Source organism: Pedobacter hartonius (genome assembly GCF_900107535.1).
Lineage (GTDB): Bacteria > Bacteroidota > Bacteroidia > Sphingobacteriales > Sphingobacteriaceae > Pedobacter > Pedobacter hartonius.
The window spans coordinates 92,379-108,937 of record NZ_FNRA01000005.1; the positions used below are offsets into that span (position 1 = coordinate 92,379).

The window sequence follows — 16,559 nt, forward strand, 5'->3', positions numbered from 1 at the left end:
TCTTAAGTTTTTGTTGATACCAGGGTTGATTGATCTATTGTTACGAATTGTAAGTACTTTTTAAACAGGCCCCTGCTGTACAGTTTTTTGATAAAAGGAAATGGCCTGTCTTCAAACAGGATCTCATAGGGCAATGCTTCTCTTACCGGTGGTTCCAGCAGCGATAATTTTTTAATGTCCTTAGTGTTTCCCTGAATACAGGCCAGGGTCCATTTCAAGGCCAGGTCGCCCGGGTCTTGCTGCTGCCAGTTCAGCCTCAGCTCTGCAGCTGCCTGATTTTCGCCGGCTGCGGTTAAAAGAACCATACTGATAAAATCGGCTGATCCGTAAGGTGAAGTGGAATCGTCTTTTCTATAGTGTGCAATGCGCAGTATCAGTTCCTGCTGCGCTGCCGTGTCTGCTTTATCCAGACAGATCAGCTGCATATAATCTTCCAGCCTTTCATCTACATGGTAGGGTTTTCCAATGCCCATGTTTTCGGGCCATTTTCTGGCTTCATCGATGTGATAAACTGCTTTTTTCCATTCTTTCTGATCTATCGCGGCCAATGCACTAAGCAGATGGGTTTCGCGCCAGCTGTTTCTGCCTTCAGAGGCCCCTTCATTTGGCAGCACCCTGATGTTTTGCATTAATGAAATGCCTTTTTCAAAATTTTGGGTCTGCATATAACATTTTGCAAGCTGCAGGCCGAGGTAATAATTGTCCGGGTGTGTTTTGCCTGCACTTTCGGCGACGGACAGCGCCCCTGCCCAATCATGGTGCTCTGCAAAATATCTCGACAAATCATATGCTGTTCTCCATTCTGCCGGTGCATGTTCCACTGCCTTTTCCAGATCGGCGAGGCGGCCGTCCTCGTTGCCGCCTTTTTTAAGATCTGCCCTTACCTTATAAAAAGGATAGGAATCTGGTTCATTGCCACAGCTTTCAAGCAGTGCAAGTGCTTCATCGGTGTTCAGGTTCTGGATACAGGCCAGCGCCAGGTAATAGCTGAATTTCCAGCTCTGGTGATTGCTTACTACCCAGCGCAGGATCTTTACATCTTCTTCACGATGGGGGAAAACGAAATCGGCCGACAGGCCGGCGGCATAGGAAAGGGAATTAGCGCTGTCTGTTATCCTGCCTGCGGCATGATACAGGTATGCTTTCCACAGGTGAACCATCGCGTAATCCGGTGCGGCAGATAGACAGTTAATGGCATCTGTATATAAATTTAACCGGTAATAGAAGATCGCCAGCTCAATATAGGTTTCATAAGGAAGCTCGCTGGTACTGAGTTGCATAGGCAAGATGTTGCCGGCAGTTGCCAGTTCAAATCTGCCCAGATAATTAATGGGATCGTTTGCTAATACCTTTTTGCAAAGCTTTACAGCAGTCTCCCTGTCTCCTTTTAAACGGTGGATGATGATGTTCAGATAAGAGGCCTGAAGGTTATCGTTCTGGTCTGCTTTTTTTACATAGGTAAGGGCTTTAGCTGTCTGACCTTCACGAAGGAATAACTTTGCGAGTTCCAGAAAAGCGGGAACCCTGTACTCGGGCGACTGGCTCGCGATGGAAAACCCGTCCTTCGCATCTGCCATCCGGCCCAGCCGGTCGTTCACTAAAGCATACAGGTAGTTCGCCTCTCCGTGATAAGTATCTATCGTCAGTGCTGTCATCAGCAGCTTTAAGGCTTCCTCAAACTTCAGGTGTTTGAAATAAAGTTCTGCAAGTCCCGTCAGTGCTTCAAGGAAAAAAGGGTCCTGCTCCAGGCATAACTGATAATAACGGATCGCCCGTTCATGAAAACGCTGTCTTTCCCATTCCCTGGCCTGTATACACAAAGCCTGGGCTGAGTTAAAGTCGTAGGCCTCATCGGTCTCCACCGGGCGGCTCAGCGCCTGGTTTGCTTCCGGGCCGTTATAAATGATGCTGTCATTCAGGTATACGATTGCCTGTTCAATCTGAACGGGGTAGGGTAATCCGAAACTGCAGTTCTGCATCGGTTGCAGCTCAATCTGCTCATTCAGAATCTGACGGCCGTTTTGCTGCAGTTTAAAGAGATGGCTCAGGGGTTCATTGGCACAGATGTTCATGAACTGCATGCCCTCCCGTTCTTCGAGATAAAAAGAAAGCTGCTGATTGCCGTAGGTTAAACCTTTGGTGTCCTTAATGGGGAACCATTGTTCTTCCCAGCTGTTAAGGGTATAAGGTAAAAATGAGCGGTGTTTAAATGGTGTTTTAGAACTGGACGCGATGCTCTGGTTAAAAAGCCTGCCAGACTGCACCTCGCTATACTGGCCGTCAGTATCTGTCAGCAGGTCTTCCCAGATCATTCCATAGCGTGACAGGCCCCAGATCCATATTTTTTTTCCCGGTTTGTCATCGTATGAAGAAGAGTGCCCGAGACCAAACTGGTCGTCATGCCAGTAGCAGCCCCAGAAGTCGGTATAGGAGCCAACCACATGGTAAGATTTATATTCGCCATGGTTGTTCTGGTCATAGAAGGATATTTTTCTTCCTTCTTCGTCCAGTGGCCAGGTCTGGGCATTCCCGTAATGCCCTATTCTTTTGTTCCCCGGATAAACATATTCCAGGTTTCCGGAAACTTTTATACCTACGTTGTTCCACTGGTAATAGGACTGTGTAAGGCAGTTGTGGTTATACCACCAGCTGCGTGTACTGAAAGCCGCCGCATCTTTCGCCAGCCGGATCTCTACGCGCCATTCCGTACGTGAGGGCCAGTCGGTAGCGCCGATAAAGCAACTGACGCTCCCGTCTGTATTTTCTGACAGGTGATGATCCACAGGAGCAGAGCAGGAGGGGCTGTGCCCGATAATGCCCATATTGACCTCCATTCCCCCTGAGGTCCATGGTCCGCGCATCGCCACGTCCCTGAATTTTGCCGAATGATTGAAATAGATGAATTCCTTACCGGTAGACTTTTCTATGGCTCCCCATATTTTGCCGCCAACGGATGGATTGATCCACAGTTTGATGTAATTGTTCTCCATCACCACCATTTCCCAGGCCTGGCTGACGGACTCGCAGGTATAACCGTCAAAGCGGTTATAGGGATATAAACGGCCAAACTCGGGTACCGGACTGGGATCAGAAAAAGGATATGTGTCAAGCACCACCAGTTCTTTCCTGATAAATGCTTTTTCAATATTCTTTACGTCGTTTCCCATAGTTTAAGATTTTTATTTTGTCAGCGGAATGAATTTCCGGGTTTGATATCATCAAACATAATTAACAAAATATTCAAAAGCAAGGAATACGTTAAATAAATGTGTACGCACACAACTGTCTAAATTGTATTTAAACCATCAAAATTTATTTTTTTTGTAATACGTATACATTTTTTATGATATATTAACCGCGATATAGATTTAATTGGTCAGGTTTGGGTTTTAGGACTATACCTTTTTGTTTGTCGGCTAATTAAATACATTTGTGCAACATTTATGATATAATTGAATATGAAGAACATCCGTATTAAGGATATTGCGCTCAAGGCGAAGGTGTCAACGGGGACTGTTGACCGGGTGTTGCACGATAGGGGGAATGTTTCAGAAAAGGTCAGGGAAAAGATCCTGAAGATCATCGAAGAGATGAATTACGAGCCCAATTTTATGGCCCGCGCATTGGGAACCAAGAAGGTATATCATTTTGCGGCCCTGATTGGGGATCCGGGAGTAGATGGTTACTGGAATGATCCGAAAACAGGAATTGAAAAGGCGGCCAGGGAGGCCAGGCAGTACGGTGTTGAAGTAAGTTTGTTCATTTTCAACCCTTATGATGCAGATTCCTTTGTAAAAAAAGCAGAAGAGGTTACAGCGGCCAATCCGGACGGGATCTTACTTGCTCCCATGTTTTACCGGGAGGTCATCCCTTTCTTCCAGATCTGGAAAGAGCAGGAAATACCGTTTGTGCTATTCAATACGCAGATTCCTGAGTTTGACCCCCTGAGTTATATAGGGCAGGATTCTTATCAGAGCGGCATGGTTGCCGGTAAACTGATCCATTTCGGAAACCCGCAGCCCCCCTCTATCCTGGTGGCGCATATTGACGAGGAGATCAGTAACTCTGCCCACCTTACCAAAAAGGAGCAGGGCCTCAGGAACTACTTTGCGCAGAATAACCTGAACCATCACTATGAGATCATCAAAGCCGAGCTCAACAGGAGCAACTATGCTAAATTTGTAGAACAGCTGGATACCATTTTTGAAGGTAATCCACAGATACAGTTTTGCTTTGTGACCACCTCTAAAGCACATGAGATTGCAAAATATTTTGAGCAGAAATTTATTACCCATATCAAAATCATAGGGTATGATCTGATTCCTCAGAACCTTTACTATCTCAATAAAGGACTGATCAGCTTCCTGATCAATCAGAATCCTTTAGGACAGGGCTATTGGGGCATCAACCAGCTGATAGACCACCTGGTATTTAAAAAGGAGATCTCAGCAGTAAAGTTCCTGCCTTTGGATATCGTGACCAAAGAAAATCTCAATTACTATATTGACGAATCTATGCTGTACAACAGGCTTTAGGAGCCTGCCTGTCTCCGCATAAAGTCCCGGGTTTTTACAGGTATGGGTTCCCGGGAACTTTTACAGTGTGAAAACCTGCGGCTTCTAATTGCAGGATCTCTGCTGCTGTAGGCATTTCTTTATAAATGATCGTGCCTACTGCCTGGCTGCAGATCACTCCAAGCTTAACCAGTGTGTCAAATATCTTTTTCTTAAACTTCAGTTTGCGGAACTGTTTGTTGTCATCGGTCGCCTTAGCCGTTTCTGCACCTTTAAAATAAAAGTTGGGGTTAATTCTTCTGAAAGCTACGAAAGGCAGGTTGATACCGGCTGCCAGCTTCTCAAACTCCCGTTCCGAGACTTTGTAAACAAAATTGCCCACCGGCTCATAGGAAAACCTGTTCTTCCAGACTTTGCCCACCATCTTATCGCCAATGGCAGCCAGTATATTGGTGATGAACAGCAATGCGGGCATCTTCGAGATTGGGTCTTGTGGTTCAATAATGACTACTCCTTTTTTTGCCACCCGCAGCATCTCGTACACTGCCATATAGGGACGGGGGAAGTGGTGGTAAGATTCCTTACACAGCACATAGTCGAAAGTGTTGTTCTCAAAAGAAAGTTTTTCGGCATTCTCGGCAGAAAAACCAGACACAAAACCTTCTTTGCTGGCTACATCAAGGAAGTCACTGTTGAGGTCGCTTGCATGAGCAGTATGGCCGGCACTGTTGGAATGGATATAATGTGCATCCAGTCCATAGGCATCACCTACCGTCAGCCAGCTTAAGCCGGGGGTAACCAGGAGCGGGTCTACACAGGAAAAAAGTATTTTCTGAAGCCAGTTGTTGATCGTGTTCTGATCTGCATCTTTAAATTTCTGAAAAAAGGCTTTTTTTGACTCCTTAGTAGGAAAATGTGTATTGTACCACTCTCCGTGTTTATTGTAGCTCTCTTCTTGAAACATCTGATTTCTGTTTGAATATATTGTCCTTGTAGGTGACGAAGATTTCAGCAAGATTAAAAAAAAATTAGCATAATGGCAAGCAATTTAATTTCGCCTGTGCAGGATTGAAATTTAAAAGCTCAGGGCATGAATGACAGGTTCCCGAAAAATTCGCTCAAATGAAAATTCGGCTCCGGTGCTGCTATGGCAGTCCAGCTGAGGTAATGGGGTTTAGGCAACCCATCGCCGCATTTAAAAAAGTTGCCCTTCCCATTCATTTTTGACAGCTCCTTCAGCTGGTGATGGATAAATACCTCCAGTGGGATGATCAGCGTAAGCTCCCAGTGGATGAGATTTTCTCCGGTCATTTTGCTGACCAGGGAGTGCTGCCTGATCTTCAGTATTTTCTCTGCCGGCAGCAGCAGTCTTTCCCTCCCTTCCCCAAAGCCTGCCAGACAGGTGCCGGCACAGTTAAACTCAAAGTTATAGTAACCCGGTTCCCCCTCAAAGCCGATGAAAAATTCAACACAGCTGTCGTTGTACACGGGGTCATTCGGATGAACATAGGTAGACCTCAGCGTCTCCTCTTCTACACTGTATTTGAGGAACACGGCATCATTTCCATGTGCGATGGCGAATGATGCCTCCGGTTTGGGATAAGGTTTTTGCCAGGGAGTGTGTGTGATGGCATTCCAGGGTTCCACCTTCAGCCTCAGCGCAAGTTCTTCAATGGCCGAATGCCGGCTGTATGGTTGCAAATAGGGGATTTCAAGCATTATCCTGCCTTATGTTTTTGATGATCCGGGCGGTAGCCAATCTTTTTTAAAGGGATAGCCCTGAATCCGGGGATCTTTTTCCATACTTCAGATTTTCTGCTCAGGCGGAAATCTTTTTCGGTATAATCTTTAAATCCGGGATCTTTTTTTGTCTCGTAATTATCATTCAGATAGGGCAGCCATTCTGGCTGGCCTTCTGCAACCTGCTGTATGTTCACCAGCAGGTTCCTGGAAAAGGTGTTCCGTTTAGGGCTTGCAGGATCATCCTCCCAGTATTTCGCCAGGTTTGGGTACTGTACCGAATAGGGTGCCTGTTTAAAATTTACGGCTTCCAGCCGCTGCTGGTAGAGGCCGTCTTTCAGCAGCATGGCCCTGGCCCAGTTCTTCAGCCTGTCATCTATATGCGCTGCAAATTTTGTGTAGATAAAGATATTGTTGGTATAGACATTGTCCCTTCCGCCGCCAATAAACCCGGCCACGGTGCCGGCCTTGTAAAAAATATTATCATATACCTGCATTCCGCAGGCGCCGTCATCATGGTAAATAGCCATGGTCTTGTGTTCGCCGCCGATGTCATGAAAGTAATTATACCGGGTTACGTTTCCCAGTTCTGAAGGGTTACGCCCGAAATATAAGGCGCCCATGTCATCGGCATCTGTATCCAGGTGGTGCAGGTTATTGTATTCGATCAGGTGGTTGTTCCCGTGCAGGAATATGCCTACCGATGGAGAGTTATAAACATCGCAATGTGAAATACGGTTGCCCACTCCGGTGATCCATATGCCTGGCCTGTAGGTCTTTTCGATTCTGGTAAAATCATGCACCTTACAGTTATCAACATAGTTATCCCCAGGTTCCAGCGTAAGGCGGTTTCCTCCGCTCATATAGATACCGCCGCTGCCGGTATTGAATATTTCGCAGTTGATGATCCCGTTTTTTGTTCCCGCTTCCCTGTCGAACGTGCTGTGTTCATACACATACTGAACAATATTTCCTGCCGTTCTTGAAGCCGGTGTTCCGCCGGCATTTGATGTGGGGTCTTCAGGCTGAATGCCCTTGCCCATATAGATGGCCATCATGCCGAGGTTTGAAAATGTACAGCCGTCGATCAGCACACCTGTTGTGCGTTCCATCGAAATTCCCATTCCCCTGCTGCAGCTGAAATCAATGTTTTTAAGGCTGACGTTGCTGATGCCTTCCATGGCCATCATTGGTGTTTCCAATACTGATATCTCTACTTTTTTCAGCGAATCCGGCGGCATGAAATACAGCATTTTGCTTTCTACATCTACATAGTATTCACCGGGGAGGTCAATTTCTTCAGGCAGGTTATAGGCGTACCAGGCACGCCAGGGTTTACCGTTCCCAAAACCATAATAAGAAGGGGTTTGCGTGCTGATAACGGATTTAATGGTATCTATGCTTTTCAGCTGTGCGGCATCATCGGCATATCCCCACATAAAGTACCCTGCGATCCATGCCTTGCCGGGATTCTTCCATCTGGAAGGTCTTTTGGTAGCTGCGTACGTAAATTTTCCGCCACGGTTACTTTTATCTCCCCATCGGGGGATGGAACCTGTATCGAGTACAGACTTGATCAGCACTGTGCCTTCATTTGGCCAGCGGGCAAGCGTTCCTGGTTTGCTGTTTACAAAGATCTCCAGCCATGACGGAGCCATGGGCCTGGAAAAGCCAAAAGCATGCAGCTTCCCGGTGTTGGTAATACCTGCATCTGTCAGGCTGATCTGGCGGATGCGGCTACGGGCCTCCGGCAGAAAACGGGCCGCCAGGTTTTTGTCTGACACAGGTTTGAGCAATTCAGGGGCAATGATGCTGCCGCCATGTAAAACAGCTTTTTCTTTTTTATACGCAACTATCGTTAAAGGGACAGAAGAATTCCAGGTTTTGCCTTGCACCACTTCCAGTGTACGGTCCAGAAAATAGGTTCCTTCACGCAGCAGGATCTCCATTGACCTGGGGTTTTTGCGGCTGACTTTTTCTGCCATTTCCAATGCTGCGGAAATGGTGTTCAGAGGATCTTTTTTGCTTCCTGAAGCGTTGGCACTTCCCCCGGGGGAAACGAAGATCCTGGTGACGCCCTGCGCAGCAGCTGTTGAAAAACTAGTGTTTGACAACAGCATGCACAGCAACCCAAAACTAAAAAAAAGGCCTTTTTTCATCTATTCTTCTATTTTTTTCAGTGGTTAGATGGAGCCTTTGATGATTAAAATAATTATTGCCCTGTGTGCTTAATCATTATTTTAATCATGCCGGGTTCATCTCTATTTCCTTTTCAAGACGATCAGAAATCCTTTTTCAGACTCCAGTGTAATCTCATTTTTCACATTGATGGATTTTTTCTCCTGAAATTCAGTGATCTCAGGAATTTCTGCGGTTACCTCGTCAGGCGACAGGCCCAGAGCTCTCCAGTCAATCTTTAAGCGGCATTTCTGCTCTTTACTGGTCCAGTTGGCCAGGGCAATGATCACTTCGTCTTTTCCCTTGTAGATGCTGACCTCAGTTTCGGGGTTATCGGTTTTAACCGGACTTGTGGGGTTCCAGAAGCCGATCATTTCTTTTTTATCGATGTGGTACTCGTCCCAGAATTTCCAGAGGTATTCCGGAGAGGTAGACCTGTACCATCCCAGCCTGTTGGTGATCCCGAAGGTCATGCCACGCCATTTGTTTCCACCTTTGTTTAACATCTGGGAAGTCAGCCCGAAAGGAATACCGCTGACCTCGATCAGCCAGTAATCTGACGACCGGTTATAGTCGCGCGCTTCACCCACCCAGAGCTGGTCGATAAACGACAGCATATCCATGTAGAGGTTGAGTGATGATGCCCATTTTGCATATTTATTGTAATGGTTCCAGGTATGCATATCGATCTTTGCACCCGGGCGCTCCCGGTCCAGCACTTTCCGTGTTCTCTTCATTGTCTCCCGGTCCAGCGCCAGGTCGTCCATATAGATGCCGTCAATCTTCAGGTTTTTGCCCATCCAGTCCAGCCCTTCGAGGAAGAAATTGTTCAGCCTTGAATCAGGGGTAGTTAAAATGGCAAGATCCTGTCGTCCTTTATATTTTCCGGCAGTAAACGTTGCCACCCATCCGGGGATAAAGTTCTCCTTCAGGTTTTCGCCCAGCCAGGGGTGCACGCCTTTTGGGTTAACGAGCGACCGTGTAGCCATTCCCGGTCCCGGGTACAGGATCTCATTGTCCAGTGCGCGCATGGCCCAGAGCTCGGGCGCGTTTACGGTGAGCTCGCGGGTGGTATAGTAGATTTTGGTTTGCAGGCCATTTACATGGGAACTGTCAATGAAGGCCTTCAGATCGGGAACATTTTCTTCATGGAAAGGATAGTCAATGAAAGGGTAAATGTCTTTTTTATGATGGACTACCACGATGTTGGCACCTTTCTCTTTGGCTACTTTGATGAAGTTTAAGCTGGTATCAATGTCGGAGTGGTAATAGCGGTCGTTAAACAGGATGTTTTTGTTGATTGTTTTAAACGGCGTAATTAGCAATTCGAAATCGAATTCATAGGTCTCGCCTTTTTGCAGGTTGCGTTTGCCGGAAAAGGCTTTGATCAGTACAGCATTATCTACCGTGCCGATGTCTACACCGCCGGTATGGTTATTTCCCCATGATTCCGGTTCCCTGAGCGGGCCAAAAGGGTAATAGATGTTCACCAGCTGGCGATGGTAGTTTTTACCTTTCAGTTTGACCTTCAGGCCTCCGTTTACTGCGCCCATCCAGACTTCGTCCTGGTGTTTTTCCAGCACATCCCACTTCCAGTGCCAGTCCTTGGGTGAAAAGCCACCTTCTTTGTCCAGTCCCATCATATAGGTTGCTTTCTCCGGGCGCATAGGGATTTCAAGCCTGATGTCATCAACAGCAGTGTTTTTCAAAGGAGTAACTACCGCGCTGTAGCCAATAAATCCGTCATATTCGGCACGGCCCTTTAAGGTAATCACTACATCGGCATTACTGAATTTCGTTTCCCAGCTGGTTGCTCCGGGCAGGTGATCCGTAAAATGCGTGGGGCCTATTTTAAATTTCATCGGGCTGCCGTTTTGCGCGACAATAAACTGCAGCGCTTTAGCAATTACCGGCTGTCCTTCGGGAAGTATCTTCTCATTATTCAGGTCGAAATACGTCTCTATGCTTTCTGGCAGACCCGTTTCAGCAAGTTTTATGGTGCGGCCGAGAATAGAGATGGTTTTCTGGTTCCTGACCACTTGCTGGTATCCGGTAGTAATATCATCGTCAAGCCCTATTTTAGAATTGAGCCATGCCAGGCGCGACAAAGAGTTCTGGTCATTGTATCCGCGGTTTTCAACAACTTCCCCGCTTACGTTTAAGTTAACCGCGACCAACGTAGCAGGCAACCCTTCGGGTTTAATTTCAATTGTGCCTTTAAAGGCTCCTTTGGCGCTCTCCGGTATTTGTATGCCGAACCATAAAGGCAGTACCTTTTTTGCACCCAGGTTCAGGTCCTTCGTAAATTCATCACCCTTGAAAGAAATGCCTCCGCTATTGAAGCAAGTCACATCTTTAAGCAACGTTCCGCCGGTACCCTTCAGCGGCGTAAATTTAACCCTGATATTTTTTAGCGGCTGATTGGATGCGTACACACCCACCTGGAAAACAAAGTATTCTCCTGGTTTTGCCTGGTCTGAAAACGTTTCTGATTGTTCAGACGAATAGGAAAGCCACTTTTCCGGAAGGCCATCCAGCAGCCTGATCGAATTTTTCCTGCTTTCAGGGAATGTAAAGTACTTTTTTGCAGGAAACTTTTTCAGATAGGCATCAACACCTGCTCGTTTAGCCATTACAGACATGATTGTGGGGCGTAATCCGATGTCACCCGTTAATTCCGTTTGCCTGATGGCATCTACATCGATGGCATGGGTAAGTTTGTCCTTGTTCTGTGCGTAACTAAATGCATTGAGCAGGATCAAACTTAATGGTAAGAGCTTTTTCATAGAAACGGTTGTTAAAGAGTGATTCTTTTAGTTTATTTCTTATTCAGCAACGGAAATGATCGTTCGAATACAATTTATATGTGGTTTTTTTACTCCATGTCAGCGGTTTTGCATTGCGTACTGCCAAACTTAAAAAAAAAATTAGGATTTATAAAAAAATAATTATAAAATTGTGTTCGCACACAGTGCTTCTAAAATACTTTGTGCGCGGCACCAAATATTATTTTTGTATCCGAGCACTAAGCCCTGTTGAACAAGAACCATCCAACCGAACATCACCAAAATCAACCAACAACCTAAACAAATTATGTATGATGAAAAATCGACTCATTTATTCCTGCTCTTCCAAGTTAAGGACTGGAAAAATTGTGCTGACCACACTCCTGTTGCTGCTCTGCTCTGCGCTGAATCAGGATTTGCTGGCAGCAGTTAAACACGCACCTATTACCATTACCGGTAAGGTGACCGACAGCAGGGGCGAAACACTGATTGGTGTGAGTGTCAGGAGTTCTGCGGGCCCTGCTGCGGTTACTGATGCAAAAGGTGTGTATACCCTGAGAACTGAAGATAATGCTACGCTGACTTTCAGCTATATTGGCTATGCTCCCCAGGAAGTAAAGGTGAGCGGGCGTGCCGTCATCAATATTAACCTGTCTGAAAATGCCAGTCAGCTGAATGATGTGGTTGTAGTAGGTTACGGAACGCAAAAAAGAAAAGATGTAACCGGCGCGGTAACTACTATCCGTCTGGAAGACAGCCCTAAATCCTCCGTACCCTATGTCAACGCACTTGAGGCCCTGCAGGGAACATCGGGTATCAACGTTGGCCCTTCTACAAGCGCGGGTGCAAACCCGAATATCGTTGTAAGGGGGCAGAATTCGGTAAACGCGAATACCTCACCTTTAATTGTACTGGACGGAGTGATCTATAACGGGAACCTGAATGAGATCAATATGAATGATATTGCCACTTATGACATCCTGAAAGATGCAAGTTCAGCGGCTATTTACGGATCTAAGTCTGCAAACGGTGTGGTGCTAATCACCACTAAACGTGGCAGGACTGATGCGCCGACAATTAACTTCAGTACCTATTATGGGATACAGAACGCTACCCGCATACCGGAAATGCGTACTGGTGAAGATTTCCTGCAATGGAGGAAAGACAACATGTCAATCAGGGGTCAGGACATTACTGATATCACCAAGGTACTGACACCATTGGAGCTGAAAGCCTATAACGAAGGTCATAACATGGACTGGATAGACGAGGTGATGCAATATGCGCCGATTCAGAATTATCAGGTAAGTATCTCCGGTAAAACAGATAAGATGAACTATTACTTTTCCGGCGGTTACCTGGATCAGAAAGGGATCATATACAATGACAAGTTCAAAAAACCGAATTTTACGCTGAAGCTGGAAAATAATATTACCGACTGGCTGTCATACGGAGCCACGGGTTATTATTCTTCGACGGATTATTCGGGCGTTTCACCAAATCTGTATATGGCTACCTATTTGTCGCCTTTCAGTTATAAATACGTTGATGGAACAAATGACCAGCTGCTGCAAAGGTATCCTGCGGGGAATACTTCATTATTTAATCCTTTCTGGGGTAATGGTACAGTAACTACTCAGGGCTATTATGATGACAACCTGGAAAGATCGAACAGCATCAGGGGTACGGGATTTCTGAATGCAAAGATCCCTTTTATCAAAGGTCTGAACTTCAGGTTTGACGTTACCGGTAACCGCGCAAATGCAAAGCTCGCCTCTTTCCACCATGAAGGTGCCGAGGTGAATACGCTGGTGCCTGCAGAAATTGCCAATCCGCTGCAGTTCTTATCAAAAGCGAACGGATCAATGTCTGCTACATCCAGCTCCAACTGGCTGATTAACAATTTGCTGAGTTATACGCATTCTTTTGGCAAGCATAATATAGATGCACTGGCAGGTTATACACGCGACTATACCCGTATAGAAAGCCTTGCTGTCAGCGGCTCGGATTTTGCTGCTTTTGGTACCACCTCGCTGGGCTACAATGGCCTTTATAAAGCCACTACACAAACGATCCTCAATGGTGCAACTACCAGTCTCATCAATGAGCCAGGTAATACCGGTGGTTATTCCAAATACCAGAACGTAGGTTATATCGGAAGGTTAAATTATAATTACGCTCAAAAATACTATGCTACCCTGAATATTAGAAGAGACGGATATTCGGCTTTTTCAGAGGGTAATAAATTTGGCTGGTTTCCCGGCGGATCAGTAGCCTGGGCTTTAAGTGAAGAGAATTTCATGAAGAGCTTAACTTTTATCAATTACCTGAAAGTAAGAGCTTCATATGGTAAAACCGGTAATCAGGGAATATCCCCTTACGCTACTCAGGCACTGATCGGATCAGGATATACTGTATTCGGAAGTACCAGTACCGCTTATAGCACACCATCTTCTATCGCCAACAACACACTAACCTGGGAAAAAACAGCTGCCCTTAACTTTGGTCTGGACTTTAGCTTATTCGATAACCGCCTGTCTGGTAATATCGATGTATACAAAAGTAAAACCACTGATCAGCTGCTTACCCGCTATATCCCAATCTTTACAGGGTTCCAGACCGTCAATGCAAATATAGGCGAGGTACAGAATAAAGGTATCGAGATCACCTTTAACTCGGTAAACCTGAAAACAGATGGCGGTTTCAGATGGGAATCCGGTTACAACTTCTGGCTGAACAGAAATAAACTGGTACACTTATACGGGCTGGATGTAAATAAAGACGGTAAGGAAGATGATGACATCGACAACTCTTTATTTATCGGAAAATCACTGGGCGCCATTTATGACTATACCGTTGATGGTGTGGTACAAAGCTCTGATACAGAGTATATGAACAAGTATAAAACAGCCACAGGGACAAATATATTTGTACCGGGTGACCTCAAGATCCGTGATCTGAACGGCGATGGGGTAATTGATCCTAAGGACAGATCTGTGATCGGTTATGGAAAAGAGAATTACAATATGAACTTATCCAATACGTTCACGTATAAAAACTTTCAGCTGTTCTTTAGCATCAACGCTATAATTGGTGGCGGTAAGGACAATTTTTTTATGTCTACCAACATTCGGGGACTTGATCCGGGTGCAGTTTTGCCTACAGTGGCAAACTGGCTGAACAAGGAATACTGGACGCCTGCGCACGAAAGTACAACTACAGTAAGACCAAATTATGCCAATACTTTCTCCTATGGCTTCTATCAGTCGAGAACCTTTGCAAGGCTGCAGAATGCGTCCCTGAGCTACACTTTCCCTAAAAAGGTAACCGAAAAATTAAAAATTAATAACCTCAAAGTTTTTGTGAGTGGTACAAACCTCTTTACGTTAACCGGCTGGACAGGTTTAGATCCTGCTAACGGCGCACAGATCGGTGGTAACGGCGGTTCATCAAACACCAGTGTGAACACTTCATTACCCCTCATGCGTACCGTTTCGTTTGGTTTAAACTTAGGCTTCTAATTAAATTATTACAGCTATGAAAGCATATAAACATATATTAATCGTCATCGCAGCAAGCTCCCTGTTGTTTTCTGCCTGCAAGGATGACAAGTTTTTAAAAGAAGACCTCAGAGATAAGCTCGTTGTTGAAGGTGGTTTCACGAGTAAAGCACAATTTGATGCACTAAGCGCATCAATGTACCACGATGTACAGCTGCTGTATACTGCTGTGGATGGTGTACATGATGCCTGGGTACTTGGACTGGGAACTGATGTGATGTTTGATCCCCTGGATAACACCACAAAATACAATAACTGGGGTCTGGTAAATTCACAGGAAACGATCTCTGCAGATTTTTTTAATTTGCAGTATGATATGATCAAAGTAGCAAATACTTTGATCAGCGCAGCAGCAAACCCTGCAGTATTGTGGACAAGTGAGGCAGAAAAAAATGCCACCATCGCTGAAGCACGTTTCTTCAGGGGATTTGCCTACCGCAACCTGGCCAACGCTTACGGTGGGGTACCTATCGTATCTGAGCCCGTGGCTACACCTAAGGTAGATTTCCAGAGAAGTACCCGTGAAGAGACATGGACTTTTGCTAAAGCTGACCTGGAATTTGCAAGAACATACCTGCCATTGACTACTAACGCTCCGGGCCGCGTGGTACGTGCTGCAGCAGATCACTTCCTGTCTGAAGTGGATATTTCACTGAAGGACTACGATGGAGCTATTGCAGCGGCTACCCGCGTCATCGATGGTACTGATGGGTCTTATGCATTGGTAAACGCCCGTTTCGGAAGCCGTAATACTACTGCGGCACTGGATATCAGCAAAGATTATTATTATGACCTGTTTGCTATGGGCAACCAGAACAGGCAGACCGGGAACACAGAAGGTATTTTTGTTGCTCAGTTTGAGGTTACAGCTACCGGTGCCGTAGTACCTGGCGGTGTAGCGGCGCCACCTGGTGTTTCAACTCCTTTTACCAGACCATTGATCGAAAGGATGATGTGGTCTAAGCCATGGTCACTGGTGAAAGCAGGATATCCCAATGTAGCCAGTGATACGTCTGGCAGGGGGGTAGCCTTCGTAAGGATGACCAATTACGTAAACTATACGATCTGGAAAAATTCCGGAACCGATATGAGGAACAATGAAACGAATATCAAACGTAAGTTTTATTTCGGGCCGACGGTTGCCGCAAGTACTGGCTTTAAGCCCAAAGATCTGATCCCTAAGTCTTTTCTGACCAGTCGTGATGACACCATGTTATACGTATACCCCAACTGGGCAAAATTCGGGACAGACAAACACATCAACGGAACACCAGATAACGGGTATGTAAGGGATTTTTATGTGATCCGTTTACCAGAAACGTATTTCCTGAGGGCCGAGGCTTATCTGAACAAAGGGAATCTTGCCAGTGCGGCTGCCGATTTGAATGTGGTAAGGGCACGTGCAAAGGCAACACCGGTTGCGGCAGGAGAGGTTACCCTGGATTATATCCTGGATGAACGCGCCCGTGAATTGTATGGAGAGGAGTTCAGGATGTTAACGCTGGGACGTCTGGGGCTGATCTATGACAGGACAAAACGATTTGGTTATGAGGCTTCGGCAGCATCCGTTTCACCAAATAACAACCTGTTACCTATCCCACAAACGGCAATCGACAGGAACGTTGGTGCACAGATCGTCAATAACCCTGGTTATTAATGGAATTTAACGCTCTCAGGTAGTTAAATAATAGTTAGTAGTAGCAAGAGCGGGCTGGCAGGATTGCTCCCCTCTTGCTTTTTGCCTTGATGACCATGCTTACAGTTAAACAGGCTTATGCCCG

Annotated in this window: 8 protein-coding genes; 3 read left to right on the forward strand and 5 right to left on the reverse strand. The window is 45.9% G+C overall.

Annotated features, from left to right (window positions below):
- Positions 1-2: 2 nt before the first annotated feature.
- Positions 3-3,167: a DUF5107 domain-containing protein gene (locus BLW16_RS10760; RefSeq protein ID WP_090556592.1), complete on the reverse strand. Its 3,165-nt coding sequence runs from the start codon at positions 3,165-3,167 to the stop codon at positions 3-5.
- Between the two features lie 291 nt (positions 3,168-3,458).
- Here BLW16_RS10760 and BLW16_RS10765 point away from each other — a divergent pair, with 291 nt between their 5' ends.
- Positions 3,459-4,535, forward strand: coding sequence for a substrate-binding domain-containing protein (locus BLW16_RS10765; protein WP_090556593.1), 1,077 nt, complete (start codon positions 3,459-3,461; stop codon positions 4,533-4,535).
- A gap of 34 nt (positions 4,536-4,569) precedes the next feature.
- On the opposite strand, the gene BLW16_RS10770 is transcribed toward BLW16_RS10765, so the two are convergent.
- From BLW16_RS10770 to BLW16_RS10785, 4 genes are all read right to left on the reverse strand, one after another.
- Positions 4,570-5,478: a class I SAM-dependent methyltransferase gene (locus BLW16_RS10770; RefSeq protein WP_090556845.1), complete on the reverse strand. Its 909-nt coding sequence runs from the start codon at positions 5,476-5,478 to the stop codon at positions 4,570-4,572.
- Between the two features lie 119 nt (positions 5,479-5,597).
- Positions 5,598-6,233, reverse strand: coding sequence for a carbohydrate-binding family 9-like protein (locus tag BLW16_RS10775; RefSeq protein WP_090556594.1), 636 nt, complete (start codon positions 6,231-6,233; stop codon positions 5,598-5,600).
- Positions 6,233-8,413 (reverse strand): right-handed parallel beta-helix repeat-containing protein, encoded by a 2,181-nt coding sequence (locus BLW16_RS10780; RefSeq protein WP_090556595.1) that lies wholly within the window; start codon positions 8,411-8,413, stop codon positions 6,233-6,235. Before BLW16_RS10780 ends, BLW16_RS10775 begins: the two co-directional genes overlap by 1 nt.
- A 102-nt stretch (positions 8,414-8,515) precedes the next feature.
- On the reverse strand, positions 8,516-11,218 hold the full coding sequence (locus BLW16_RS10785; protein WP_090556596.1) for a glycoside hydrolase domain-containing protein: 2,703 nt from the start codon (positions 11,216-11,218) through the stop codon (positions 8,516-8,518).
- A 311-nt stretch (positions 11,219-11,529) separates the two neighbouring features.
- Between BLW16_RS10785 and BLW16_RS10790 the strand changes: the two genes are divergently transcribed.
- Positions 11,530-14,739: a SusC/RagA family TonB-linked outer membrane protein gene (locus BLW16_RS10790; protein ID WP_090556597.1), complete on the forward strand. Its 3,210-nt coding sequence runs from the start codon at positions 11,530-11,532 to the stop codon at positions 14,737-14,739.
- A gap of 16 nt (positions 14,740-14,755) precedes the next feature.
- The gene (locus BLW16_RS10795; protein ID WP_090556598.1) at positions 14,756-16,435 is read left to right on the forward strand and encodes a RagB/SusD family nutrient uptake outer membrane protein; all 1,680 of its coding nucleotides are present in this window, start codon (positions 14,756-14,758) and stop codon (positions 16,433-16,435) included.
- Positions 16,436-16,559: the final 124 nt, after the last annotated feature.